This window comes from Ruegeria sp. CDSA241 (assembly GCF_059611265.1).
Genome location: NZ_JBXWPF010000023.1, coordinates 23,948 through 49,438, shown reverse-complemented (window position 1 = coordinate 49,438; position 25,491 = coordinate 23,948). Strand labels below are relative to the sequence as shown.

29 protein-coding genes are annotated in these 25,491 nt (G+C 58.5%); 8 read left to right on the top strand and 21 right to left on the bottom strand.

The window, feature by feature from the left end; genetic code table 11:
* Positions 1-23: 23 nt before the first annotated feature.
* Positions 24-1,013, bottom strand: coding sequence for an adenosine kinase (locus AC2FJV_RS18090; RefSeq protein ID WP_496714238.1), 990 nt, complete (start codon positions 1,011-1,013; stop codon positions 24-26).
* Positions 1,010-1,654 (bottom strand): endonuclease III, encoded by a 645-nt coding sequence (gene nth, locus AC2FJV_RS18085; RefSeq protein ID WP_271952085.1) that lies wholly within the window; start codon positions 1,652-1,654, stop codon positions 1,010-1,012. Before nth ends, AC2FJV_RS18090 begins: the two co-directional genes overlap by 4 nt.
* Positions 1,655-1,864: 210 nt before the next feature.
* Between nth and AC2FJV_RS18080 the strand changes: the two genes are divergently transcribed.
* From AC2FJV_RS18080 to AC2FJV_RS18070, 3 genes are all read left to right on the top strand, one after another.
* Entirely contained in the window at positions 1,865-2,908 is a 1,044-nt protein-coding gene (locus AC2FJV_RS18080) for a heme-binding protein (protein ID WP_142639991.1), read from the top strand.
* Between the two features lie 77 nt (positions 2,909-2,985).
* Positions 2,986-3,837: a bifunctional helix-turn-helix domain-containing protein/methylated-DNA--[protein]-cysteine S-methyltransferase gene (locus tag AC2FJV_RS18075; protein ID WP_496714236.1), complete on the top strand. Its 852-nt coding sequence runs from the start codon at positions 2,986-2,988 to the stop codon at positions 3,835-3,837.
* Between the two features lie 19 nt (positions 3,838-3,856).
* Positions 3,857-4,813, top strand: coding sequence for a cation diffusion facilitator family transporter (locus AC2FJV_RS18070; RefSeq protein ID WP_496714235.1), 957 nt, complete (start codon positions 3,857-3,859; stop codon positions 4,811-4,813).
* Between the two features lie 12 nt (positions 4,814-4,825).
* Here the strand turns inward: AC2FJV_RS18070 and AC2FJV_RS18065 are convergent, their stop codons facing one another.
* Complete coding sequence (locus AC2FJV_RS18065) at positions 4,826-6,265, bottom strand: aldehyde dehydrogenase family protein (protein ID WP_142639996.1); 1,440 nt, start codon at positions 6,263-6,265, stop codon at positions 4,826-4,828.
* 207 nt (positions 6,266-6,472) lie between these two features.
* Here AC2FJV_RS18065 and AC2FJV_RS18060 point away from each other — a divergent pair, with 207 nt between their 5' ends.
* A complete protein-coding gene (locus tag AC2FJV_RS18060; RefSeq protein WP_281996032.1) occupies positions 6,473-7,123 on the top strand; it encodes a peroxiredoxin in 651 nt (216 codons plus the stop codon).
* Between the two features lie 71 nt (positions 7,124-7,194).
* Here the strand turns inward: AC2FJV_RS18060 and AC2FJV_RS18055 are convergent, their stop codons facing one another.
* The 14 genes from AC2FJV_RS18055 to rbfA form a co-directional block, all read right to left on the bottom strand.
* A complete protein-coding gene (locus AC2FJV_RS18055) occupies positions 7,195-7,926 on the bottom strand; it encodes a glycosyltransferase family 25 protein (RefSeq protein WP_496714232.1) in 732 nt (243 codons plus the stop codon).
* A 48-nt stretch (positions 7,927-7,974) separates the two neighbouring features.
* The gene (locus AC2FJV_RS18050) at positions 7,975-8,505 is read right to left on the bottom strand and encodes a helix-turn-helix transcriptional regulator (RefSeq protein ID WP_271952098.1); all 531 of its coding nucleotides are present in this window, start codon (positions 8,503-8,505) and stop codon (positions 7,975-7,977) included.
* 23 nt (positions 8,506-8,528) lie between these two features.
* A complete protein-coding gene (locus tag AC2FJV_RS18045) occupies positions 8,529-8,801 on the bottom strand; it encodes a PepSY domain-containing protein (protein WP_142640003.1) in 273 nt (90 codons plus the stop codon).
* 173 nt (positions 8,802-8,974) lie between these two features.
* Positions 8,975-11,125 (bottom strand): polyribonucleotide nucleotidyltransferase, encoded by a 2,151-nt coding sequence (gene pnp / locus AC2FJV_RS18040; protein WP_281973783.1) that lies wholly within the window; start codon positions 11,123-11,125, stop codon positions 8,975-8,977.
* A 236-nt stretch (positions 11,126-11,361) separates the two neighbouring features.
* Positions 11,362-11,730 (bottom strand): DUF1761 family protein, encoded by a 369-nt coding sequence (locus AC2FJV_RS18035; protein ID WP_142640007.1) that lies wholly within the window; start codon positions 11,728-11,730, stop codon positions 11,362-11,364.
* On the bottom strand, positions 11,727-12,149 hold the full coding sequence (locus AC2FJV_RS18030) for an SRPBCC family protein (RefSeq protein WP_281973782.1): 423 nt from the start codon (positions 12,147-12,149) through the stop codon (positions 11,727-11,729). The genes AC2FJV_RS18035 and AC2FJV_RS18030 overlap by 4 nt, the downstream gene beginning before the upstream one ends.
* Positions 12,130-12,483 carry an ArsR/SmtB family transcription factor gene (locus AC2FJV_RS18025; RefSeq protein ID WP_142640011.1) on the bottom strand — a complete coding sequence of 118 codons (354 nt, stop codon included), beginning with the start codon at positions 12,481-12,483 and terminating at the stop codon, positions 12,130-12,132. Before AC2FJV_RS18025 ends, AC2FJV_RS18030 begins: the two co-directional genes overlap by 20 nt.
* 316 nt (positions 12,484-12,799) lie before the next feature.
* A complete protein-coding gene (locus AC2FJV_RS18020; RefSeq protein ID WP_281996033.1) occupies positions 12,800-13,009 on the bottom strand; it encodes a hypothetical protein in 210 nt (69 codons plus the stop codon).
* Between the two features lie 688 nt (positions 13,010-13,697).
* Complete coding sequence (rpsO, locus tag AC2FJV_RS18015; RefSeq protein ID WP_142640015.1) at positions 13,698-13,967, bottom strand: 30S ribosomal protein S15; 270 nt, start codon at positions 13,965-13,967, stop codon at positions 13,698-13,700.
* 145 nt (positions 13,968-14,112) lie between these two features.
* Positions 14,113-15,126 carry a calcium-binding protein gene (locus AC2FJV_RS18010; protein ID WP_496690431.1) on the bottom strand — a complete coding sequence of 338 codons (1,014 nt, stop codon included), beginning with the start codon at positions 15,124-15,126 and terminating at the stop codon, positions 14,113-14,115.
* A 94-nt stretch (positions 15,127-15,220) separates the two neighbouring features.
* Entirely contained in the window at positions 15,221-15,724 is a 504-nt protein-coding gene (locus AC2FJV_RS18005) for a DUF1643 domain-containing protein (protein WP_496714231.1), read from the bottom strand.
* 21 nt (positions 15,725-15,745) lie between these two features.
* Positions 15,746-16,651, bottom strand: a complete 906-nt coding sequence (truB, locus tag AC2FJV_RS18000) for a tRNA pseudouridine(55) synthase TruB (protein ID WP_496714227.1) — start codon at positions 16,649-16,651, stop codon at positions 15,746-15,748.
* A 60-nt stretch (positions 16,652-16,711) separates the two neighbouring features.
* Positions 16,712-17,449 carry a phosphodiester glycosidase family protein gene (locus AC2FJV_RS17995; RefSeq protein WP_496714223.1) on the bottom strand — a complete coding sequence of 246 codons (738 nt, stop codon included), beginning with the start codon at positions 17,447-17,449 and terminating at the stop codon, positions 16,712-16,714.
* A complete protein-coding gene (gene rbfA / locus AC2FJV_RS17990; protein ID WP_142640024.1) occupies positions 17,446-17,841 on the bottom strand; it encodes a 30S ribosome-binding factor RbfA in 396 nt (131 codons plus the stop codon). Before rbfA ends, AC2FJV_RS17995 begins: the two co-directional genes overlap by 4 nt.
* Positions 17,842-17,932: 91 nt before the next feature.
* Here rbfA and dapB point away from each other — a divergent pair, with 91 nt between their 5' ends.
* Positions 17,933-18,742 (top strand): 4-hydroxy-tetrahydrodipicolinate reductase, encoded by an 810-nt coding sequence (dapB, locus tag AC2FJV_RS17985; protein WP_142640026.1) that lies wholly within the window; start codon positions 17,933-17,935, stop codon positions 18,740-18,742.
* Positions 18,743-18,767: 25 nt separating this feature from the next.
* Here the strand turns inward: dapB and AC2FJV_RS17980 are convergent, their stop codons facing one another.
* Genes AC2FJV_RS17980 through tmpA form a run of 3 tightly spaced genes read right to left on the bottom strand, consistent with a single transcriptional unit; the run spans position 18,768 to position 21,156 of the window.
* On the bottom strand, positions 18,768-19,436 hold the full coding sequence (locus AC2FJV_RS17980; RefSeq protein ID WP_281996035.1) for an ureidoglycolate lyase: 669 nt from the start codon (positions 19,434-19,436) through the stop codon (positions 18,768-18,770).
* On the bottom strand, positions 19,433-20,023 hold the full coding sequence (gene tmpB / locus AC2FJV_RS17975) for a (R)-1-hydroxy-2-trimethylaminoethylphosphonate oxygenase (protein ID WP_142640030.1): 591 nt from the start codon (positions 20,021-20,023) through the stop codon (positions 19,433-19,435). The genes AC2FJV_RS17980 and tmpB overlap by 4 nt, the downstream gene beginning before the upstream one ends.
* Positions 20,020-21,156, bottom strand: a complete 1,137-nt coding sequence (gene tmpA, locus AC2FJV_RS17970; RefSeq protein ID WP_142640032.1) for a 2-trimethylaminoethylphosphonate dioxygenase — start codon at positions 21,154-21,156, stop codon at positions 20,020-20,022. Before tmpA ends, tmpB begins: the two co-directional genes overlap by 4 nt.
* 99 nt (positions 21,157-21,255) lie before the next feature.
* Between tmpA and AC2FJV_RS17965 the strand changes: the two genes are divergently transcribed.
* Entirely contained in the window at positions 21,256-22,113 is an 858-nt protein-coding gene (locus AC2FJV_RS17965; protein WP_496690435.1) for a LysR family transcriptional regulator, read from the top strand.
* Here AC2FJV_RS17965 and AC2FJV_RS17960 read toward each other — a convergent pair whose 3' ends face one another.
* Positions 22,114-22,296, bottom strand: coding sequence for a DUF1674 domain-containing protein (locus tag AC2FJV_RS17960; protein WP_271952127.1), 183 nt, complete (start codon positions 22,294-22,296; stop codon positions 22,114-22,116).
* Between the two features lie 89 nt (positions 22,297-22,385).
* Here AC2FJV_RS17960 and AC2FJV_RS17955 point away from each other — a divergent pair, with 89 nt between their 5' ends.
* Positions 22,386-23,642 (top strand): RsmB/NOP family class I SAM-dependent RNA methyltransferase, encoded by a 1,257-nt coding sequence (locus tag AC2FJV_RS17955; protein ID WP_496714219.1) that lies wholly within the window; start codon positions 22,386-22,388, stop codon positions 23,640-23,642.
* A 90-nt stretch (positions 23,643-23,732) separates the two neighbouring features.
* Entirely contained in the window at positions 23,733-25,472 is a 1,740-nt protein-coding gene (locus AC2FJV_RS17950; protein ID WP_496714218.1) for a heparinase II/III family protein, read from the top strand.
* Positions 25,473-25,491: the final 19 nt, after the last annotated feature.

Genomic DNA, 25,491 nt, shown 5'->3' with positions numbered 1-25,491 from the left:
ACTATAGGCCAGTCCTGATCCGATTAATGCAAGCCGCCCTGCTTGAGCAAATCGATCATATCCGCCTTGGGGCGCGGGCCGATATGGCTGATCACCTCTCGGGCGCAGACATTGCCCATCTTGGCGCAGGTCTCATAGTCGCGCCCGGTGGCCATGCCAAACAGGAACCCGGCTGCGAATTGGTCGCCTGCGCCGGTGGCGTCGACGGGAACGATTTTTTCCACCGGAATGTCAAAGCGCTGACCTTCATTCAGCACAGTTACCCCGTCGCCTGACCGGGTGCAGACCACCAGAGGGCAGATATCGGCGGTTTTCGCCAGTGCATCCTCAAGATCGTCGGTTTCGAACAGGGATTTGATCTCGGCCTCGTTGCCGATCACAAAATCCAGTTCATTTTCGATCAGCAGCAGGAAATCGACCCGGTGCCGTTCAACGCAGAACGGGTCAGAAATGGCGATCCCGGCCTTGCCGCCGCCCTTGTGGCAATCCCGTGCGGCCTGAAGGAACGCAGCTTTGCCTTTTTCCTTGTCGAACAAATAGCCTTCAAGGAACATGATCTGGCTGTTACCCGCGACCCCGGCTGACACATCCGCCGAGGAAAGCTCCGAGGAAATCCCCAGATAGGTGTTCATCGACCGTTCACCGTCGGGTGAGACAAAAATCATCGAGCGCGAGGTCGGAAGCTCTCCACCCGGTACGGGCGGGTTCACGAAATCCACACCGTCCTCGTGCATCGCCTCTGCGTAGAATCGTCCCAACGCATCATCATGTACGCGTCCGATAAAGGCTGCGCTTAGTCCCAGTGCGCCGGCACCGGCAATCGTGTTCGCAACGGATCCGCCCGGCGTTTGCACGCGGCCTTCCATAGCGGCGTAAAGAAGTTCACCCCGCTCCTGTTCTATCAGCTGCATGATGCCCTTCTCGATGCCCATCAGTTCCAGAAAACTGTCATCGGCCTGAGAGATCACGTCCACAACGGCGTTTCCAATACCGGTGAGCTGGTAGGTTTTCATAGGTTCTTGTCCTCGAATTGGCAGAGATCGCGGATGATACAGGTTCCGCACATAGGTTTGCGTGCTTTGCAGTGATACCGGCCATGCAAGATAAGCCAGTGATGTGCGTGCAGTTGGAAGTCGGTCGGGATGTTATCTTCGATTGCGCGTTCAACCGCATCCACATGTTTTCCCGGGCAGATGCCTGTTCGGTTTCCGACACGAAAAATATGCGTATCCACGGCCTGCGCCGGATAGCGCCACCACATGTTCAACACCACATTGGCGGTCTTACGCCCGACGCCCGGCAGCGATTGCAACGCGGCGCGGGAATTGGGAACTTCGCCGTCATACTCTTCGACCAGAATACGGCTGAGCTTGATAACGTTCTTTGCCTTTTGGCGGAATAGACCGATGGTTTTGATATGCTCGATCAGGCCATCTTCGCCCAGATCCAGCATCTTTTGCGGGGTGTCAGCGGTTTTGAAAAGGGCGCGCGTAGCCTTGTTGACGCCGACATCGGTGGCCTGTGCAGACAGCGCCACCGCTACGACCAGAGTATAGACATTCACATGCTCTAGCTCACCCTCAGGTTCCGGGTCAGCCTGCTGAAAGCGGGTAAAAATCTCTCGGATAGTGTGGTAATCAAGTTGCTTGGCCATGCGGCGACGTATGCACGTATTGCGGCGCAGGGCAAGCCGATGGCTCGGGTAACCACACAAGCAAGAATCTGCTTAGCGGATAGCTGTGGGTTTTGGATTACGTAGGGTAAGCCTGATTCGTGTTATTCTCGCGATGCGCAGCCTATTTTTATTTCAGCGCATTTTTCCCGCATTGGCGGATATTTTATTTAATTATTGAAAGGTTGATCCATGGCGAACCCAGATCTTGCCGCAAAACTGCAGTCCCGTTATCGGTCTGTTGAGCTGGCCCATCAAGGTGACGAAGACCTCGGCCCCCTGAAATTACTGCCCGGAGTTTGGAAGAACGGCGACAGCACGCGCGGACGTGGCTGGAACATGATCGCGCTTCCGTTTGCGACCGAGCCTGGCAGCCGTCTCAACTACCGTCTGCTGGTTAATCAATTCGAGGAAACGCTTCAATTCACGACCGTTGACAAAGCGGTTCCAAACCGCGGGATTGAGCGTCCGAACCCGGCCTCAGGAGACCCGACCATTAACACCGATCAGTTTGTCGTCACGCTGGACTATCAGCAGTCCATCGCGCAGCTCTCGGCTGAAGATCGCCCAGACAGCGGACTGGCGGGACCTGCCGATCTGGCCATCCATCACGAGCCCGGTCTGTTCCTGCATATGACCAATCTGACCACAAACAATCTGAACGTTGCACGTTTGGGAACGGTGCCACATGGCGACTCGTTGTTAGGTCTTGGAGAAGCGAGCGAGATCGATGGACCGCCAACGATTCCGGTGGTCGACGGGCTGCCCGAAGGGGCCACAAAGGACCTGAACAGCGGATATCTTTCGCCCTACAAACATTATCACGATAATCCGTTCAACGGCGTTGTGACCGCCCCGGGGTTCCCAGGCTTCGATCCTGTGCACCCGCATCTGTTGCTGGCAGCTGGAATACCGAACAATGTGAAAAAAACCACGATATTGCCGTTCAACACCGCGCTTGAGGATGCCGGGATCGTCAACATTCCGTTTGTTGTCAAACAAGCCAACGCGGCGGTGATGGATTCGATCTTTTGGATCATGGAACTGGACGAGCCGGGAATTGGCGGTGAACCCAAGCTGCTGATGATGTATCTGCAGAATGTCGGTCTGGATTTCTTCCCACGCTTTGACGGGAAACCCGGTCTGATCCGCTGGCCGCATGTCAGCATCAACGTCATGGAAAAGGTTGCACCCCCGGAAGAGGCGGCACCTTATACCGTTATCCCGCAGGTCTAAGCCCGCGGATAGCGCAAGAATCGGGTCGCACTCTGATCGGTAACAGGCCATCTTCTGTCTATCGAAGGAGTGCGACCATGAATGTCCAGACCCCAGAAAGCGGCTATCATTATAATGTCATGCGCCGGGCGATTGACTTGATTGATCAGGGCGGAGAGGCCCTGAGTCTTGATGAACTGGCACAGCAGATGGATATGAGCCCGGCGCATTTCCAGCGCCTGTTCTCACGTTGGACCGGGGTATCGCCCAAGCGGTATCAGCAATATCTGACGCTGGGCCATGCCAAGGCGTTGCTGCGCGAGCGGTTCACGACACTGGAAACCGCCCTGAATGTGGGCCTGTCCGGCAGCGGTCGCCTGCATGATCTGTTCCTGAAATGGGAATCCATGAGCCCCGGCGAATACGCCCGCAGGGGTGCCGGTTTGACCATCTATTGGGGATGGTTTGAATGTCCTTTTGGTCCGGCTTTGGTGATGGGCACCGAAAAGGGCATCTGCGGGATGGCCTTTGGGGCCGAAACCGGCGAAGAAAATGCCATGGCGGATATGCTGTCGCGTTGGCCCAATGCCAATTTCGTCGAGGACCCGATGCGCCTGCGGCCCTGGGCGCTCAGTGCATTTGGCGCGGTGAGCGACCGATTGGAACCAACGCCTCTGTATTTGATTGGCTCGCCCCTGCAGATCAAAGTGTGGGAAGCGCTGATGCATATCCCTTCGGGCCAGGTCACAACCTATTCCGAGATCGCGCAACGGGTGGGATCACCGCAAGCTGTGCGCGCCGTCGGGACGGCCGTGGGTCGAAACCCGGTCAGTTGGCTGATCCCTTGCCACCGCGCGCTGCGAAAATCCGGGGGGCTGGGTGGGTATCATTGGGGCCTGCCGGTGAAACGCGCCATGCTGGCCTATGAGGCGGCACAAGCAGACGCTTGATTTCTGATCAGAAAAAGCCATGCGGATCGTCGAACAAAGTGATAAACCTTTGCTGAGGTTGCAGGACACCAAAGCGATGATCCAGAAATTTGCCCTGTGGTCGATCCCGATTTCCATCGCGGTTCTGGCCTTGAAACTGTTGGCCTGGTGGCTGACGGGCTCGGTCGCCTTGTTGTCCGATGCGATGGAATCCGTGGTCAATGTGGTCGCGGCCTTGCTGGCGTTCTTTGCGGTTTCGATCGGCGGCAAACCTCCTGACGATAATCACCCCTTTGGGCACAAGAAAGCCGAATACCTGTCTGCTGTTGTCGAAGGTGTGCTGATCGTGCTGGCGGCGCTTCTAATCCTGCGAGAGGCCGTTGCCGCGCTGTCATCGTCGCATCTGGACCAGGCCCCGCTGACCGGGGTGGCAATCAATGTGCTGGCAACCGCTTTGAACGGTGCCTGGGCCTATATGTTGCTGCGGGTCGGGCGGCAGTACGCCTCTCCGGCGCTTGAGGCCAGCGCAAAGCATATCTTTACCGATGTGTTCACCTCGGTGGGCGTTGTCATCGGATTGGTTTTGGCCCTTGCCACCGGCTGGCTGATCCTGGACCCGATCCTGGCCATTCTGGTCGCCCTGAACATTCTGTGGGAGGGATGGAAGGTCATTCGCAAGTCGATTGACGGTCTGATGGACGTGTCCCTTACTGATCCCGAACTGGATGAGGTGCGGAGCATCATCGATGCGAATCTGGGCCGGGCGCTGGAATATCACGACCTGCGGGGCCGTCGATCCGCCAGCATGATCTTTGTCGAGTTCCATCTGGTCGTTGACGGTGGCATGAGCGTGGCGACGGCCCATGATATCTGTGACGATATCGAAGACGCTTTGACCGATCAGTTCCCCGGATCGGTTTTTGTGATACACCTCGAGCCGGATTCAGAGTCTAAAGGGCCCGGCGCAGATAGCGCGCGGGCCCCGAAAACAGGTTAGACGGCAGGTGGGTTACTCGGCAGCCCAGCCGCCGACGGCCTTGACCTCAAGGAAATCCTCCAGCCCCCAGACGCCGCCTTCGCGCCCGTTGCCGGATTGTTTCATGCCGCCGAACGGGGAACCCGCGCTGCGGGATTTGCCATTCATCTCGACCATACCCGACCGCAGAGCGCGGGCCATGCGGTTGGCACGGACGTTATCCTGCGTCTGGACATAGTTGGTCAGCCCATAAGGTGTGTCATTGGCGATTTCGATGGCCTCTTCCTCGGTATCGAAGGGGATCATGGTCAGAACCGGTCCAAAGATCTCTTCGCGGGCGACGGTCATCTGGTTGTTGACGTCGGCAAAGACCGTGGGCCGCACGTAATAGCCCTTGTTCAGCCCTTCGGGCCTGCCAGTGCCACCAGCGACAAGGCGCGCGCCTTCGTCGATACCCTTTTGGATCAGGTCCTGAATCTTGCCCCATTGCAGCTCGTTCACAACCGGGCCGATATGGCGGCCTTCTTCCATCGCCGGGCCAACGGTGACACCTTTGGCAACCTCAGCTGCGGTTTCCACCGCCGCGTCATAGATGGGACGCTGAACCAGCATCCGGCTAGGGGCGTTACAGCTTTGACCGGTGTTGTTCATCATGTGCAGCACGCCACGTTTGACGGCCTTTTCATCCGCATCGGCAAAGACCACATTTGCACCCTTGCCGCCCAGTTCCAAATGCACCTTCTTCAGTGTATCGGCTGCGGCTTTGGAAATCGCCGTGCCCGCGCGGGTGGATCCAGTAAAGCTGACCATATCCACATCGGGGTGCGTGGACAGCTGAGATCCGACGCCAACCCCGTCACCGTTGACAAGGTTGAAGACACCGGGCGGGAATCCGGCCTCATCCATCAGCTCAGCAAAGATCATCGCGTTCAGCGGGCTTTGCTCCGAGGGTTTCAGAACCATTGTGCAGCCCGCAATCGCAGCCGCACCGACCTTCAGCGTGACCTGGTTCATTGGCCAATTCCACGGTGTGATCAGGGCGGCGACACCGACGGCCTCATAGATGATCTGGTCGTTGGGAGCGTGATCGCCCAGCGGCCGCTCGAAAGGAAACGCTTTGGCGGCGCGGATGAAATTTGCCAGGTGCCAACTGCCTGCTCCGACTTGCTGGCTACGCGCCATGTCGATCGGGGCGCCCATCTCTAACGACATTGCCTGGGCAAGATCCTCGGACCGTTCGGCATAAAGCGCGATCAGCTTTTCGACCATCGCGATGCGGGTTTCCGCCGGGGTTTCCATCCAGCCGGGCAACGCCGCCTTGGCCGCTGCAACAGCCGCGTCCGTATCGGCCTGATCGCCCAGCGAAATCACGGCACATGGTTCTTCGGTCGAGGGGTTGATGACCTGAAAATCATGCGTAACCGATGGGGCAACCCACTGACCGTTGATGTAAAAATTGCGTTTCTCGATCATGGTGCATCCTCCTGACCATGCGACGGGGATTCTTGGTTCGGCGCCACTGTGTCAGGCCTTCAGGAAACCGGCAAGCGCGATTTGATCAAATGGAATTTTGAGGTCTGGCCTAGGGCTAAAGTGACTTGCTGACTGTTTAACATCGGCGCAAAGTGATTAGGTTCTGGACAACCGACTCGGTTTTGTAATTAGCAAAGGAGATGCTTCATGGGTTTGCGCATCAACGACACAGTCCCCAATTTCACTGCAGAAACGGATCAGGGCACCATTCAGTTCCACGACTGGATTGGGGATAGCTGGGCCATTCTGTTCTCGCACCCAAAGGATTTCACTCCTGTCTGCACCACCGAGTTTTCGGCCGTCGCGCAGCTAAGCGATGAGTGGGCCGCGCGCAACACCAAGGTCCTGGGCGTTTCGGTTGACGGCGTCGAAGACCACAAGAAGTGGAAAAAGGATATCGAGGCCTATGGCAACGCGCGTCCCGGTTTTCCAATCATTGCCGATGATGGTCTGGCCGTTTCAAAGGCCTTCGACATGCTGCCCGCCGAGGCCTATTTGCCGGACGGGCGTACCCCGGCCGACAGCGCGACCGTGCGGTCGGTTTTTATCATCGGGCCGGACAAGCAACTGAAGCTTTCGATGACCTATCCTATGACTGTGGGACGTAACTTTGCCGAGATTTTGCGTGCACTGGACGGGTTGCAGATGTCGTCGAAAGGCGTGGCTACCCCGGCGAACTGGGTGCCTGGCGAAGACGTAATCATTCCGCCTGCTGTCTCAAACGACGACGCCAAAGCAAAGTTTGGCGAGTTCGAGACCATCTTCCCCTATCTGCGCAAGACCAAGGCGCCGTCGTAAGACGACCAAGGTCAGGGGGGCTGTCTGCCCCCCATCGCGCCTCGCGGCGCGATTCCCCCCGGAAGGTATTTTCAGCCAGATGAAGCAGGCGGGCGCTGCGGGTGCAGGTGCAGCTTGGCGCGGTAGGCTGCGCGCTTGAACTCTCGGGTTAATTTGTCTGACAGGGGCGGTTTTGTCTGAATGGTCGAGCCGCCGATTTCCTGGGCCACTTCCTGATTTCCGCTGCCTTGCAAGGCGTGAACCGGCTGGTCTGTCAGCCAGTGCATCTGCAAGAAGGTATCGACAGGGCGGTCGATTTGGTCGGTGGTCGCCAAAAGGCGTTCGGCGGCGTTTTTCCCCACCATCTGACATACGCATTGCAGGCCGATCACCTTGGGTAGGATCAGCCGCAGGCCGTCTTGTTCTGCCAGGACCTGTGCCGGTACTTCGCGCTGTTTTACGGGGATGCGGATATAGTGATCGGGGGTGGCGATTGAGGCCAGCAACCCAAGCGCCTGTTCCATTCGCGCCCGATCTATGCGCAGGTCATCCTCGGAGATGATGGCCAGGTCGATATCGTCCTCGACCAGCTTGCGCCAGATGCGTCGATGGCTTTCGAACACGCCGATTTCTGCGGGTCGCAAGGGGAATGGGTAATGCGGGCGGTGCATATTTCCGGAATGCAGTTCGACACCGGAAATCTGGTCAGGGTCGCGGCCATTTACGGCCTCAAACAGTTCAGCATTGGGCAGGGCCGCGCAGAGCTGATCAGCATTGGGACGGCGCGCGGTGCTCGAGGACATATGGATGACAAAGGATCGCATACCCCGTGCATAGAACACCGCGTCAGGCGGGGAAAGAGCAACCGTGGATCAAGCCTGGCCCTGGTCGGCGGGTTCTGACGACGAGGACGTGTTGACCAGGGGTTCGGACAAAAGCTCTTCGACAAAAAAGCTGAGCAGTTGGAGCCGCCCTGAGACACCCGCCTTGCGGTAAATCGCAGCGCTTTGTGCCTTGATAGTCCCTTCTTTCGTCTGTCTCAGCTCGGCGATTTCTGCGATCGACAAACCCTTGATGGACAATATTGCGACATCGCGTTCCGCATTGCTGAGCTGCCACTGCGTGAATTGATTTTCGATGACCTGCGAAAACGCGCCCTGCGCCACGCCCAGTTGACGCTGCATGTCCTGCACGCGCAAGCTCTGAGCCCGGATCAGGGTGATTGTCGCCACCAAACCACCGATCAGAGCCAGGGACAGGAACAATTCGAACTGGTGCAAATGCCGAAACCCGGCAGTTTCGCCACCAAACCAATCGAGCGCTGCATCGGTTAGGAAAAAGGTGGCGCAGACAGCCTGCACCACCAGAAGGAGCCAGAGTAAAGACGTCTGTGAAATCTTCATAGCGCTCCTTTAAGATTGTCTGGTCAGTCGTCGTCCTCTTCAAGCTCGATCGCGGTGACAACGCCATCGGTCTTGTTCAGGACCAGTTCAGTTTCCACGCCATCCTTGACGAGTTCAACCTCGATCTCGCCATCTTCGAATTCGATCTCTTCGATCTGGTATCCCTGCGCCTCGAGAGTGGTGCGGATATCGGTCTCGGTGGTGCCCAGCTTGTCCCCGACTGTCACGTTGGCAAAAGCCAGCACCGGGGCGGTCGCGATCAGTCCGGTCAGAGTCAGCATTTTGAAAGTCTCCATTTCGCATCTCCTAGATTTGTTGCGTCGATGTAGGAGACGTGGGTTCACCTGGCCGGTGGTGCGATTGGATTTCGGTTGAATTGGGCGGAATTGGTCCAAGGTTTATGCTGACAGAACAAAAAAAGACCCCGGACAAAGCCGGGGTCTTTCGAGAAATCAGAGGGGCGAGCAGATTATTCTGCGCCTTCCTCTTTCTTTTCTTTCTTCTCAGGTGCGATCTCTTCGCCGGTTTCCTGATCGACGATTTTCATCGACAGGCGCACCTTGCCGCGGTCGTCAAAGCCCAGCAGCTTGACCTTCACTTCCTGGCCTTCCTTCAGAACATCCGACGGATGGTTCAGGCGACGGTTTTCGATCTGGGACACATGGACCAGACCGTCGCGCTTGCCAAAGAAGTTCACGAAAGCACCAAAGTCGACGATCTTGACCACTTTACCGGTGTAGATCTGGCCTTCTTCGGGTTCGGCAACGATCGAATGGATCATCTCATAGGCCTTCTTGATCGATTCCCCATCGGGCGAGGCGATCTTGATCACGCCATCGTCGTTGATGTCGACCTTGGCACCCGAGACTTCGACGATTTCGCGGATGACTTTGCCGCCGGAACCGATCACTTCACGGATCTTGTCGGTGGGGATGTTCATGGTCTCGATGCGCGGTGCGTGGACCGAGAAATCATTGGTCTCGGACAGGGCTTTGCCCATCTCGCCCAGGATGTGCATCCGGCCGTCCTTGGCTTGCGCCAGGGCTTTCTCCATGATCTCGGGCGTGATACCCGCAACCTTGATGTCCATCTGCAGAGAGGTGATGCCGTTTTCGGTACCCGCAACCTTGAAGTCCATGTCGCCCAGGTGGTCTTCGTCACCCAGAATGTCCGACAGGATCGCGTAATCGCCGTCATCTTCCAGGATCAGACCCATGGCAACACCGGCAACCGGTGCTTTCAGCGGAACGCCCGCATCCATCATCGACAGCGAACCGCCGCAAACAGAAGCCATCGAGCTTGATCCGTTGGATTCGGTGATCTCGGACACGATGCGGATCGTGTAGGGGAAGTCGGTTGCCGCAGGCAGAACCGCCTGCAACGCGCGCCATGCCAGTTTGCCGTGACCAATCTCACGACGTCCCGGAGGGCCCACGCGACCCGCTTCACCAACCGAATAAGGAGGGAAGTTGTAATGCAGCAGGAAGTTCGATTTGAAGTTGCCGTGCAGGGCGTCGATGAACTGCTCATCATCACCGGTGCCCAGCGTGGTTACAGCTAGCGCCTGTGTTTCACCACGGGTGAACAGGGCCGAGCCGTGTGTCCGCGGCAGCATCGAGGTTTCTGCAACGATCGAACGGATATCGGTGGTCGAACGACCGTCGATCCGCTTGCCGCCTTTGACGACGTCGCCGCGCAGGATGCCTGCTTCCAGCTTTTTCATCGCCGAGCCAAGGTTCGCGTCTTCCAGCTGTTCCTCAGTCAGGGCTTCCTTGATCGCATCGCGGGCAGCGGAAACAGCGGCAGTGCGCTCTTGCTTGTCGGTGATTGCGAAGGCGGCGCGCATCTGCTCTTCACCTGCGGCCTTAACGGCAGCAGACAGCTCAGAATAATCGGGCGCTTGGAAATCAAACGGCTCTTTTGCCGCGTCTTCGGCCAGTGAAATGATCAGGTCGATCACCGGCTGAATCTGCTCATGTGCGAATTTGACCGCACCCAACATCTCGGCCTCGGACAGCTCGTAGGCTTCCGATTCAACCATCATCACGGCGTCTTTGGTGCCGGCAACAACCAGATCCAGACGCTGTTCAGGGTTCAGACGCAGGTCCTGCATGTCGTCCACAGTCGGGTTCAGAATGTATTCGCCATCCTCGAAACCAACGCGGCAACCAGCAATCGGGCCTCTGAACGGTGCGCCGGAAATGGTCAGCGCGGCAGAGGCTGCGATCATCGCCACCATGTCAGGGTCGTTGACCAGATCGTGGCTCAGCACGGTGCACATCACCAGAACTTCGTTTTTGAAGCCGTCAACAAACAGCGGGCGGATCGGCCGGTCGATCAGACGCGCGGTCAGCGTCTCTTTTTCAGTCGGGCGCGCCTCGCGCTTGAAAAAGCCACCCGGAACTTTACCGGCGGCATAATATTTCTCTTGGTAGTGGACGGTCAGCGGGAAAAAGTCCTGACCGGGTTTTTGCTTCCGCGCAAAGGTCACGTTTGCCATCACGCTGGTCTCGCCCAGCGTGGCAATCACACTGCCGTCCGCCTGACGGGCAACCTTGCCGGTTTCCAGTGTCAGCGTCTCTTCGCCCCACTGAATTGATTTCTTTGTTACATCAAACATTTGCGTATCCTAGAAGGGAGCACTCCCGCCCCTGCGGGTCTCCCGTTTGCGTGGCGGCCCCATTGCCGCCGACCCCACTTTATCTTCCATTCGAGTGCCGGGGTCAGAGCACAACGTCTCAGATGGACCGCCCATACAGCAGTTTGGGGGCTTTGGAAAGGCAGGAGTTCCGAGGAAGGGTAAGGGTATAAAGGGCGCATGCCCGATCCATCGAGGATCGGGCAGACGCGGCGATCCTACAGGATCGCGTGGGCCAGGATCATGACGATACCACAGCCCAGCGCATAGCCGGTGTCGACCGCAATGGCGAAGCCGCTTTTTTGCGCCCATGTCCCGACCGAGGCTGTCTGCGCCGCCACCGCAAGGATTGCAAGCAGGGCGACGCCCAGGCTATTGGTAGTCTCGGTCACCGCGATTACCGCAGCCAGCAGGATCAGGAACACGATCTGTGTGGCCATCGCGCCCAGTGGCGGGGTTTCGGGCGGCGTCGGGTCGATGCGGGTGCCTTCTGCCCAGCGTTTCTGAAAGCCCATAGGGCCGTAGACCAGCCAGCCCAACAAAAAGGCAGCGACCACCCCTGCACCGAGAGCCAGCCAGTTGATCATAGTGCCGTCTCCAGCGCTGCAAGGATAGCGGTCCAGCCGCCCTCGTGATTGTCCCGGCTTTCCTGCGAGGGAAAGCGGATGTGGTGCAGCCGCAGCTCGGTGCCCTTTTCGGTGGGTGTGAAATCCAGTGTGACCGTGGAATCGTCTTGGCTGTAGGGCGAATTCCAGGTGAATTGCAGACGGTTGGGGCGGTCGATGACCTTGTATTCGCCCTCATGCGGCAGATCGCCAGCCTCGGGCGCGCGCATGATGATTTTGAACCTGCCGCCGACCTTGGCGTCGGAATGCGCTTCGGGCACGGTCATGCCCGGTGCCGGCAGCATGAATTTTGCCAGCATCTCGGGGTTGAGCCAGGCATCAAACACCTTTTCGGGTGGATGTGGAATGGCGCGCGTTATTTCAAGTGACAGGTCCGTCATCTTCTGGGTCCTCCAAAGCAGTTTCCAAGGCGTCCAGCCGAAGCGCCCAAATCGAACGCAACCCGGCAAACCAAGAATCAACGGCTGATAAAGGAGCCATCTGAACCTCGATCAGATGTTCGCGCCATTCGGTCCGGCGCTGCACCAGCTCGGCGTTTTCCAGCACCTTGATGTGCTTGGAGACCGAGTTGAGGCTCATATCGAATTGCCGCGCAATGTCCGTCACCCGCAATGGTCCCTGCTGCGCAAGCATCGTCAGAATAGCGCGGCGGGTCGGGTCGGACGCGGCCTTCAATATTGCATTGAGGTCATATCGACTCTCTCGTTCAACCATTTGGATGAATTACAACCTTATTCTGCTTCAGTCAACCATTTGGGTGAATAACATGTTGAAACCCTGATTGACCAGTCGCCAAATGCACCCTGTTGGATAAGGGTTTGGCCCTGATCGGTGCAGATGTGTCCGAATACAGTCTGAGTCAGGTAAAATTTGGGGAGGACATGTGTGGCAAACGATTTTGGTGGAGCCACTGACTACAGGTGAGATCGGACCGTATTGGCCCCGTCTCCAGCTTAAAGAAGATGATCCATTCTATTATGATCGTGCAGAAAGCGGATTTCATATATCCGGGATCAAAGCGGGTCTGGGCCTATTGCAACGAATCTTCTTTGCTACGCGGTTGGGGAGACCCCAATTCTTCTTCTTTCAATATGCCGCGGAGGATTGCGGCAGTTTCCACCTCGGACATTTTTTTTACGATGCCATCTGTGCCAGAGACTGTTGTTGACTTTTTTTCTGATTTAGGAGCCTGGGAAAGGTTAGCTGCAAAAACGCGGTTCAAAACTGATTTTAGAGGCATTGTTAAACTCCAGTAAAATAGTCGTCGGACACTGTCGCTGCGGGCCAGTCCGAACCACGAGGGTGGGAGGGCTCAAAGACCGTTTGCCGTGAGTGTGTACCCGCAGCGACAGGCGGCATTTAGGAACCGACCGATCCTGTGCAAAGGGGGAAGATATTGGCCTTTCGCGTCATTTTTTGACTCTCTGATAAAAAAACACGACGTTGCTTACGTTTACGTCAACTTTCTAAACCAGCGCTCAGAATCTGCGACGCAACGTCACAATTTGACACCTGTTCATCACGGGCAAATTCAACGGTCCTGAAGGCAAAAAGCGGCCGTCTTTAGGGGCGATTCTATCGTGCAAGCAGGCGGAACCGTGGCTCCCAATAAAAACGGGCGCGCCCATTGTGGGCGCGCCTTGAAAAGGGAGGACTATGAAAAACCTAACGCTCGAAAAAAAATAAGCGCCTACTCACTACAGTTCCTAGACTGCAGCGATTTGAGCAGCTTGTCGGTGAAGTGGATCACACGGCGCGAAAAAAGTTTCCATCGTCCGAGATGTTGTCGTGATCGGTCATCGAGAAGGCAGCGAAAGGCTTTGCTTCAAGGTCGGAGAGAACCCCAAAACCAAATACGCCCGCCGAATGGCGAGCGTATCATGATCTATAGGCTTTTCAGCGTCTGTATCAAAAACAGCAGCGCGCGCTTAGCGGCGGATGCCCAGCTTTTTGATCAGGTCCTGGTACCGTGCTTCTTCTTTGCCTTTCAGATAGTCCAGCAGCTTACGGCGCTGGGCAACCATCTTCAGAAGACCACGGCGACCGTGGTTGTCTTTCTTGTGGGTCTTGAAGTGCTCGGTCAGGGTGGTGATACGCGAGGTCAGGATGGCAACCTGGACTTCTGGCGAACCGGTATCGCCGTCCTTGGTTGCGAATTCTTTCATGACGCGATCTTTTTCAGCGGCAGTAATCGACATCGGGGTCTCCTTTGAAAAGGTTAGGGTTGATGGCACAGGCCGGGATGTCGTCCAGCGCAGGCCCATGGAGAAAACCGCATCGATTCCGACACGGATGCGCGCGTATAGGCGCATTTGCGGTCAATGGCAAAGGGATTCTGGAAATTCAGCCCAGCGCGCAGAGCTGCGCCAGATCGCCTGAGGATATCAGTTGAATGTCATCGGCGCTGACTCCGTCTGCCCCGATCAGCTGCACCACGTTCTGCCCGTCGACAATTACATGGGTCAGGTTCTCGTCTTCGGTGTCTGTCTTGATCTGAATGTCCGGGTTTTCCTGACCTTCCCATGAGATCAGCAGCTTGTCTTGACCGGGCTGAAAATCCATGACGGTGACGGCGTCATCATCCGATTCGGGCGAAACCACGATGTCATCGTCACCTTCGCCCCCGGTTACGATATCACCGCCTTCGGCAAGGATCGTATCATCCCCGGCGCCACCGTTCAGGAAATCCAGCGCGTTGGTGTCCTCTCCATCCTGACCGTCCAGAATATCGTCGCCATCACCGCCGAACAGCACGTCCTCGCCTTCGCCACCGCTCAACCGGTCATCACCAAACCCGCCATGCAGTGCGTCATCGCCCTCACCGCCGATCAGAATGTCGTCATCCTGCCCGCCATACAGCTCATCCTCGCCCATCCCGCCGTCCAGGTGATCTGCGCCGAAATGCCCGTAAAGTGCATCATCCCCCTCATCGCCCGAGATTTGATCGTCGCCCGCCTCTCCGTGAAGGACATCCTGGCCAGCGCCGCCAAAGATCGTATCAGCGCCTCCTCCCCCATGCAGGGTGTCATCGCCTTCGCCACCATAAATCGTGTCATCCCCCGCATATCCATTGATCTGATCGTCGCCGTCCTGGCCGGTCAGGATGTCCAGATCCTCGGTACCAGCGATGATCATGTCGCCCTCGATTTCGGATATGATCGTCCCGGTCGAAATCTCGGGCGCTTCGGGTTCCTCGACATTCTCACCGACGTCAAGGAATTCGCCAGTTTCGACCGCAGGAGGCTGGTCGTCGACGACATCGTCCTCACCGGGATCTTCATCTATGTCAAAGACATCGCCGATGGCATAGGCCACCCCGCCGACAGCCGCCAGACTAAGCAATCCGATCAGAAACATGACAACCTCCTTGAACGCATTGCTTCGAGGGTGAAATGTCCCATGCGATCAGGGCTTTGGTCAAAGCCTAGCTGAGCTTGTGGTTAACCCTTTGTCACCAGGGTTCGGGGTTTTGGGTGTAAGCGATATAGAGCGGATGCTTGGGATGGCCCTCCTTGGTAAGCCCAAGGTGGTACATCGGCTGACCGGTGCCGCGCAGCAGCGTTTCGACGGCGGTGCCTCGATCCAAATGAGCGCCATGGGTGCCCCAGGCAGCGATGACCTGATCGGCCCAGTCCACGCCATTCAGAATGGCCATGTCATTCTCTGGCCCCACCGGATCGGCAGCGGCCCGCATCTTGCGTGGATCAGTATCGCGCCATGCAAAGATATTGGTGACCTGAAACGCGCCGAACCCCAGTGCGCGCGCCCGGCGTTCGCAGCGTTCCACCGTCGGATCGTTCTGCACCTCGGTCGCCGTGGACGGATTCAGCATCACAAACAGCGCCTTGCGCCCGGCCGGATCCCAGATGCGCGTCAGGCTATAGCGGTATCTCTCGCAATCTGAATAAACAGCGGTCGAGGGCGCGTCGCCCTTGGTATGTGTGCGCGTGATCATGGGTTTCGACTAGCACGCAGATTACGTGACGAACACCCGGCTGGGATGCAATTCGCCGGATTTATAGATGCCGACCGCCACCGCCTGACCATCCAGCGAGGCCCAGGCCTCATCCCCGTATTCCACATCGGACGCCAGAACCATACCAGGGTTGCCGTTACGCAGACGGGTCGCACCTTCGGGGGTGCATTTCAGTTCGGGCAGGTCCGATAGGCCAGTTTCCAGCGGGTGCAGGAAATCATCCAGCGCGGTGGTTTTGGCCATCTCGTCGATCTGTTCAATGCTCAGCCCGTCTTTGGTCTCGAACGGGCCGGACCAGATACGGCGCAGTTCGCGGACATGGCCGTAGCACCCCAGCGCAGCCCCCAGATCGCGGGCGATCGATCGGACATAACCGCCCTTGCCGCAAGTCATTTCCAGCATGACGTGGTCGTCGTCGGGGCGGTCGACTAGAACCAGCTCTTCGACCCACAGGGGACGCGCAGCCAGTTCCACATCCTCGCCATCGCGGGCCAGCTTATAGGCACGCTGCCCGTCGATCTTCACCGCCGAGAATTTCGGCGGGACTTGCATGATTTCACCGATAAAGGGCGCGAGGGACTCTTTGATGTCATCATCCGAAGGGCGCGCATCGCTGCTTGCGATTACCTCGCCCTCGGCGTCATCGGTATTGGTGGCCTGACCCAGTCGCACGGTGAAGGTATAGGCCTTGAGTGCGTCGGTGATATAGGGAACGGTCTTGGTCGCCTCACCCAAAGCCACGGCCAGAACTCCGGTAGCCTCGGGGTCCAGCGTGCCCGCATGGCCCGCTTTTTTCGCGTCCATCGCCCAACGCACTTTGTTGACCACGGCGGTCGAGGTCATGCCTGCGGGCTTGTCCACTACCAGCCAACCGGAAATGTCGCGACCCTTGCGTTTGCGTCCCATTCTGCACCTTGTTCTTTGCCGAGGCGCGCGAGTTAGCGGATCGGTCGGGCCCTGTCAATTTCAGGGCGTGTCTTCGACCACACCAACAATCGGCCCCAGTGAAAACCCGACATCGGATCGATTATTCACCCGGTCATACATACGTGAGATATTGCCATCAAAGAACAGCGCATTCGGGGTTTCCAATACCTCGCGAAACAGGCTGCCGAATTCGTGGAAGGTGACGTAATCCTCGGAAATGGCAAACAGTGCGCGGGCGCCATCATCGCTGGTACCCACACCATTGCGAACATAAACCGACGTCGAATCGGACAGGAATCGAGGGTGCAGTTCCCCGTCGATCACCAGCATCGGGCCGGATTGGCTGGCAAACCGGCAATCCGGGGCTTGATCTATAAAGTCCAGCGTCTCGAACACGTCGGCGCGGCCCTCGCGGATGCAGAACACCCCGTTGGGCAGAAGGCCGAAATTTCCGGGGCCGGGGTTCGGGATTACACGCATCTGCTCCTGCCCGTCTTCGACATAATGGCCAACGGGAGAGCGGTCGTCGTGATACATGCCTGCGTTCATCGCAAAGGCCAGACGCTTGCCATCGGGCTCCAGCGCCTCATTCACCGCCGAGAAATGCCCTAGCAGGTCGCCATTCTCGTCGTTGAGGAACAAGCGCATGTCCTCATTCGCTGCATCCACCTCGCAGACAGTGTAGCGTTTGTCACTATGCGTGACCTTTTCGCATGTTACTGCCCCGGCTTGCGCCGTCCACAGGAAAGCGCCCAAAGTGACAAATGCCCGGATCACTCGTCGAGATCGCGGCGCACCGCGTCCTGATCGAACATGCGGCGGGTGTCATCCAAACGGTCGAATGTGTCATCCAGCCGGAATCGCAGATCGGGGGAGAATTTCAGCCCGACCTTTTTACCAACCATGCGCCGCAGCTCGTGCTTGTTGCGGGCCAGCAATTCGATCACATCCTCCTGCCCTTTGCCGCCCAGGGGCAGCACAAAGGCGGTGGCGATCTTCAGATCGGGCGAGGTGCGCACCTCACCCACAGTGATTGACATGCGATTCAGGTCGGGATCGTGGACATCTCCGCGCGCCAGAACCTCGGACAGGGTGCGGCGGATCAGTTCGCCGACACGCAGCTGTCGTTGGGACGGGCCGGGGCCATCGTGGAATTTGTTCTTAGCCATATCCCCGATCTAAGCGCAAAGCGGGGCTTTGCCAAGCGGGTGCGAACCGGGTAGGAGGCTTTGAGCCAATCAATGCAAAAGGACCAGCGCAATGACCCATATTCCGGGGATCGTCATCACAGGGGCTTCGGGCCGTATGGGTCAGATGTTGATCAGGACCGTGACCGACAGCGATCAGGCGCGTCTGGTCGGCGTGGTCGAGCGCACGGGTCATGATTGGGTTGGGCAGGATGTGGGCGTGGCCATGGGCGGTGCAGCGCTGGGCGTCACGGTGACCGACGATCCGCTGGAGGCCTTTGCCCAGGCGCAGGCCGTGATTGATTTCACCGCACCCGAGGCGACGCTGGAATTCGCCGCGTTGGCGGCGCAGGCGCGCTGTGTGCATGTGATCGGCACTACCGGGATGAGTGACGAGCAGATTGCCGCTCTGGAGCCGGCCTCACGTCATGCGGTGATCGTGCGGGCGGGAAATATGAGCCTGGGTGTGAACCTGCTGGTACAGCTGACCAAAAAGGTCGCTGCCGCGTTGGATGAAGATTTCGATATTGAGGTGATCGAAGGGCATCACCACCACAAGGTCGATGCGCCCTCGGGCACCGCGCTGATGCTGGGCGAGGCTGCTGCGGAAGGGCGTGGTGTAGATCTGGCTGAGGTGTCCGATCGGGGCCGCGATGGTATGACCGGCGCGCGCAAACGGGGCGATATCGGGTTCCATGCCATTCGCGGCGGCGACATCGTGGGTGAGCATGACGTGCTATTCGCGGCACCGGGCGAACGCATCGTGCTGCGCCACCTGGCCACTGACCGCGCCATTTTCGCGCGCGGCGCCCTGAAAGCCGCACTTTGGGGGCAGGGTAAAGCGCCTGGCCAATATGACATGGTGGACGTTCTGGGGCTTTGACACCGCCCGGGAGCCGACAGACCGACTACAACTCTCGGATCTTATCTGCGCGCAAAGGGCAGGCGAGATAGACGCCGAATTCTTTGCCGATATCCGCACTGACCCGCGCGTGAACCTTGCCCTGCCGATCCAGAAAACGCTGATTGTCCTCGACCGGGAATATCCCCTCGTGCCAGATGCCAGGATGGATATACAGCCCGCGTGACCCATCACACCAGAAGGCCACCACCTTTTCCGGTGTCAGATTGTCGCCCGGCAATGCGGCAGGGATGATGAAAGGCTTGTTGTCGATCGGCCAGAACATCTGTCCGCCATCGGGGTGATAGTTCATGTGCCAAAGCAGAACCTGATCGCGCGGAGCAGTTTGCCGGTTGGCGTTGGCCTGTTGCGGATCAGTGGACCAGCCGAGGACATAGTGGCCGTTGACCGCTTCGTTCTCGCCGTAAAGGACGTCCCCTTTCCACTCACCATGAAATGTGCCTTCGACCCAACCGGCTTCATCGCCGGTGCCTTCGTCGATGGGCCGCCAGCCTTGCTGTGGCCAACGGACGATTTCAATTTCGAATTCTTCGGGGTCGTCGACCAGACAGCCATAGCCCTTGACCGACTTGTCTGTAGCACGGATCAAGGGGACCTCGTGCCAAGGCAGGGATGGTTTGGTGTTGGCCTCAAAAATGTATTCTGGGGCGTTCATGTGAGCTCCTGATATTTTTCGACCATTCGCTGCACCATCGGCGCAAAATGGTTGAAATCGGGGGTTTCCATGTCTGCACGTTTACCTGCTTCGTCCAGATAACGCACCTGAATGATCTCTTTCAGGTTCGGGTTCTGCTCGAATTCGGCAACTTCTCTGGCACTCATCGGCCCGCCTTGCAGTTCCAGTGTATGAACCGAAGCCGTGGACAGGCGGTTGAAATATTCGGGCTTGGTAGCGCAAAGATACCGTTTGGCCGCCACGTGATAGCGGCAGCAATCGGTGATAACTGACGGAAAGAACTGTTCCAGCACCTCGGCGCCTGCATCTTCGTGATGGCGGTCTTCGGTGTCGTCGGGGTGGTACGTGCCGAATTCGGATGTGAAATGACCGATATCATGCAGCAATGCCCCTACGATGATCTCTTCGGGCATGCCGTTCTGTTCGGCAATGGTCGCGCCCTGCAGCATGTGTTCTGCCATGGTGACGGGTTCGCCCAGATATTCCTCGCCGCCGCGGCGGTCAAAGATATCCCCGATGAAGGCCACGATATTGTCGGGGGTCAGGGTCGAGAAATCAGGTTTCATTCCGCCGCCTCCAGTGTCGCCAGTTCCATCGCCGCCAGGGTTGACAGTAAACCGTCCTTGTCGGCGTAGCAGCCTTGCAACCACCGCGACCCGGCGCCGGAATAGCCCAGACGCGCGTGCAGGACGCGGGTGTTGTCAACGATGAAGCTTTCGCCCGGCTCCAGCTTGAACGACACGCCCATGGCCGGATCGTCGATTATCTCACCCAACTGGCGATAGGCGGCGTAATAGGCCTCCATCAGATCGAAGGGGATGTCCACAAACGGAGCCGACGAGCGGTTGTTAAAGCGGATACCGATCAACTCGCCGTCGGGCGATAGCTCAATCATTGGGCGGCGCGACCGCAGGCAGACCCCGTCCGAGCCCTTGTATTCGAACCGCGCCGGGAAACCTGCCAACAGGGCAAATCCATCGGGGTCCTGATCGCGCAGTTTTTCCGCCGCCCGGAACCCGTCCACAACAATGGAATCGCCACCCTCGGCGCTGTTTTCCAGGCAGTACAGGATCTGCAATGTCGGTACCGGGTCGCGATAGGGGTTGTCCGTGTGCGCCTGAAGGCCAAGCCCTGTAAAGGCCAGGTTGGTCGGGTTCACTTCGGTTCGAACCTCGAAATAGGGGCCATAGTTGGTCTGACGGACGTATCCGAACAGATCAGCCACCTTCAACAGGGATTCCGGTTCGGTCGGGCCACTGGTCAGTTTGGCAAACCCGTATTCGGCGACCATTGCCAGCCAGCCACGCTTGGCTGCGGGTTTGGCGTGGACGTCGCTCCAGTCGGCGCTGGGCGCGTCGAGCCCTTGCTCCCAGGTGGTGATCCCGGGCGCGGTGCGGCCAAAGTTGCGGCTGTCCTCTTGGTCATAGCTATGCGCAGCCAGCCAATCGGCGGGGAAAGTGACAGTCTTGTTTTCGGGTTGAAATGTGACGGTGAGGTCGCCGTTGGCCACTGAGGCAGCGCTGACCATGGTATCGGCGGGGATATCGCCAATGGTGATCAGGCGCTGTCCGTTGCCCGGTGCCCGTGTGTCAGGATCAAGCGCGTTGTCGCGTAGCCAGATGGCGTGAAAGCGGGCACTTGGGCCTGTATCGAATTCCACGGTGACGATTGACGGAGTATGGGTGGCAGAGCGCAGCATGGGGTTTCTCCTGTTCGCGCGGGGCTTTGCTTGAGGATATACGCCCCCTATGGCATTACGACAATTAATCCTTGTTGCTGCTGAGGCCTGGAAAAACTTATGGATAAAAAGAAGATCGGCTTGCCCCCGCTGGACTGGTTGCGCGTATTCGAAGCGGCGGGGCGGTTGGGTGGATTCTCGGCAGCGGCGCGCGAGTTCGGGCTAACACAGGCTGCCGTCAGTCAGCGCATCGGCAACCTTGAGGCCTGGTTGGGCCGCACGCTGTTTGTGCGCGAGGCGCGCGGTGTATCGCTGACCGTCGAGGGCGAAAGCTATCTGCCGCTGGTTCAGGACAGCTTGCAGGCGCTCGAGCGCAATACCGAAGACCTTTTCGGAAAATCCCCGCGCGAATTGCGGGTGGCTGGCCTGTCTTCCCATATCAAAGCCCTCGTCATACCCGCTCTTGCACGTTTTCACGACCTGCGCCCCAAAGTTCGGGTGCTGACAGATTCTGTGGCGCGACGGTCTTCGCTGGATGAAGAGAGGACTTGGCTTCAAATCCGCTATGGGCGTGGGGCGTGGCCCGGGCGAGATGCCGAACTGATTGCCGCCGAAGTGCTGGTGCCGATGGCAGCGCCGGGTGTGGATTGGTCCGCGCCCTTGATTGATCTGCGCGGTGAAAGGCCCGGCTGGCGTGATTGGGCGAAAAACACCACTCAGACCGACCTGCCAACCTCGAAAATGAGCTTCGATTCGATGGAACATGCGATTTCGGCGGCTCGGCAGGGTTTGGGCGTTGTGTTGGGATCCATGCCCTTGGCGCAATCGGACTTGCGAGCGGGGCGGTTGCGTCGACTGGATTTGCCCGAATTGAACGCAAAAGATGGCTATTGGCTGACCTGGCCCGAAGAGCGTGCGAAATCCAATAAGCAACGGGCGCTCATCGCGGATTTTCTGCAGGCACTGCGCGGGGATTGATCAGAAATCTATCGCGATGCCTTTCTTTTCCCAATCGCCATAACGTGCAGGATCGGGGCCGTCGCGTCCGCCCAGCTCTTTGGGTTGCGCTTTTGCGTCGGCTTCGGCCTTGCGGCGGCGGTCCTCCGCCTCAGCCAGCGCGCGTTGTGCGGCAGGCGGCAGGTCTTTGGGCTCGTCATTCATGACATCGGGTTCCTTTCAGTGCATTGGCTTGATATACGCCCCCGTCCGCCCTTGGCAATGCGGACGAGGGTCACATCAAAGGCGATTCAATGTCCGATAACGCAACGGCCGCGCGACGCAGCGCAATCTACCTTCTGGATCAGATCTTGGGTGAGGGGCGGCTGATGTCAGAATGCCTGGCTGCAGGTGCGTTGGAGCGATTGGCACCAGAAGACCGGGCGCGGGCACAGCGGCTGGCGTTGCAAACGCTGCGTGGGCTCGAACGCGCCGACCGTCTGTTGGACAATCACCTGAACCGCACTCCCGCCCTGACCGTGCATAATGCCCTGCGTCTGGGAGCGGTTGAGCTGTGCCATGGCGAGGCAGCGCATGGCGTCGTAAATTCCATGGTTGAGATTGTCGGTCGCTCGCGCAAGCATGGGCGGCTCAAGGGGTTGGTGAACGCGGTTCTGCGCAAGGTGGCGGCGGAAGGGCCAGAGGCTTGGCCGAAAATGCGCGTGCCGCGCCTACCCGAGTGGCTGCGCGATCCATTGATCATGGCCTGGGGTGCCGAGGCCGTGACCGGCATGGAGCTGGCGCATTTCGAGGGCGCGCCGCTGGATCTTTCGGTCAAGCCCGGGGCAACAGCGCCGGGTGAGATGCTTCCGACCGGTTCGATGCGGGTTCGGGATGCGGGGCAGGTGTCCGCTCTGCCGGGATATGATCGCGGTGACTGGTGGGTTCAGGATGCCGCCGCCGCACTGCCTGTCCGAGTTCTGGCGCCTAAGGCCGGAGAGAAAATTCTGGACCTTTGCGCTGCGCCCGGTGGCAAGTCGTTGCAGTTGGCGGCTGCGGGGGCCGATGTGACTGCGCTGGATATCTCGGAATCGCGGCTGGAACGAGTCCGCGAGAACCTGACGCGGACGGGCCTGATGGCTACGGTCATCGCGGCTGACGCGCTTGAATATCAAGGCCAGTATGACGCCATCCTTCTGGATGCGCCCTGTTCCGCCACCGGCACGATCCGCCGCCATCCAGATCTGCCCTTTGCCAAGGACGGGTCGGAATTCGGCGCGCTGATCGAGCTGCAAACGCAGATGCTTGCCCATGCCTGGACCCTTCTGAAACCGGGCGGGCGGTTGGTGTACTGCACCTGCTCGTTACTGCCCGATGAGGGCGAGGTGCAGGTTGAAGAGGCGCTACAAATGTATCCTGATATGCAAGCGGACCGGGCCGCTTTGCAGGTCGCGGGGGTCGAAGCCGGCTGGATCACCGAAGAGGGCGGTTTGCGTCTGCGGCCTGACTATTGGCCGGGGACAGGCGGCATGGACGGCTTCTATATCGCCTGCCTGACGAAATCGACCTGAAGGCACGCTTTTCGATGACTTGACGATTGCTCCGGTCTATCGTTGGGTCTCAGGCGCCAGCAGAGCGCAAGGGGCAGAGTAACGAGCGTCATGTCAAATTCGGACACCATGGCAAACCGATGGTCGCGATATCAGAACCGGCTTTATGCGCGGCTCAGTCAGCGGCGCAAGGCCGTTACCGGATTTGTGGGCGATCCGGAACCACGCACGGTTGGATCATTTGCGCGCGGGCGTCAGTTGGTGGCTGGGAACCTGCTGTTCTCGGGCTATCTGGTAGAGGCGCAGGATACAGGCTTATGGGATGTCACTGCGCCCAGCACCGGATTCGACGATGAACGCCACGGTTTTGCCTGGCTGGATGATCTGGCGGCTGTTGGCGACATCCGGGCGCGCGAAAAGGCGCAACGCTGGGTCTGGGGCTGGATCGAAGCACATGGGCGCGGGCACGGGCCCGGTTGGGCACCTGATCTGACAGGTCGGCGAGTGATGCGGTGGATCAATCACGCGATCTTTTTGCTGCGCGGTGTGGATGAGCAACAAAGCAAGGTCTTTTTCAGTTCGCTATCTCAGCAGGCCTGGTTCCTGTCGAAACGCTGGCATGCTGCGACGCCTGGCCTGCCCCGGTTCGAGGCGCTAGCCGGTCTGGTGCAGGCTGGTTTGGCTTTGGAAGGGCTTGAGCAGATGGTAGAGCCCGCCCTGCGCGCTCTGGCGCGGGAATGTGACAGTCAGATAGATCAAAAAGGTGGTATCTCCACGCGCAACCCCGAGGAGCTGCTGGAAGTCTTCACGCTGCTCGCCTGGACATCGGCAGCACTTAGCGATTTGGGGCGGGGTACACCTGGGGCGCAGGCGAATGCGATTAAACGGATGGCCCCGACCATGCGTAATCTGCGTCATTCGGATGGTGCACTGGCCCGTTTCCACGGGGGCGGGCGCGGGGTCGAGGGTCGTCTGGATCAGGCTCTGGCGCAAAGCGGCGTCAGACCGCAGAGCGAGAACGGCCTGTCCATGGGATTTGCCCGTCTCTATGCGGCACGGACCAGTGTGATAATTGACGCCAGTTCGCCGCCCAAAGGGGATGCGTCATATAACGCACATGCGTCGACCTTGGCGTTCGAGCTGACCTCGGGCCGCCGACCTCTGATTGTGAATTGTGGGTCTGGGGAAACCTTTGGGTTGGAATGGCGTCGGGCCGGGCGCGCCACGCCGTCGCATTCGACACTTTGTCTTGACGGCTTTTCAAGTGCGCGTCTGACCTCAGCTGTTCCTGGTACGGAACGTGAAGGGCTGGTCGACGCGCCAAAGGATGTTCCGGTCGAGTTCGAAGACGCGTTCGAGGGAACCCGGTTCATGGCCGGGCATGATGGCTATACCAAAGTGTTCGGCCTGACCCATGCCCGAACGTTCGAGCTGCGCTTTGACGGGCGGGAGCTGACCGGCGAAGATATTCTGCTTACCACAAGTGACAGGGCCAAGCGGCAATTTGACAAGGCGCTGGATGCGTCGAGCCTGACTGGTATCGGCTTTGACATACGGTTCCATCTGCATCCGGACGTGGATGCGGCGATAGATTTGGGCGGTGCGGCGGTGTCCATGGCGCTCAAAAGCGGTGAGATTTGGGTGTTCCGCCATGATGGTGTGGGGAAATTGTCAATCGAGCCAAGTGTTTACCTTGAAAAAGGCCGTTTGAAGCCACGCGCGACAAAACAGATCGTTCTATCTGGCCGCGCAATGGAGTATGCGACGCGCATCCGGTGGACGTTGAGCAAGGCGCAGGATACAGCCTTTGCCGTGCGCGACTTGCACCGGGACGAGCCCGAGTTTGACTGACGCCAAAAGGACCTTTGGA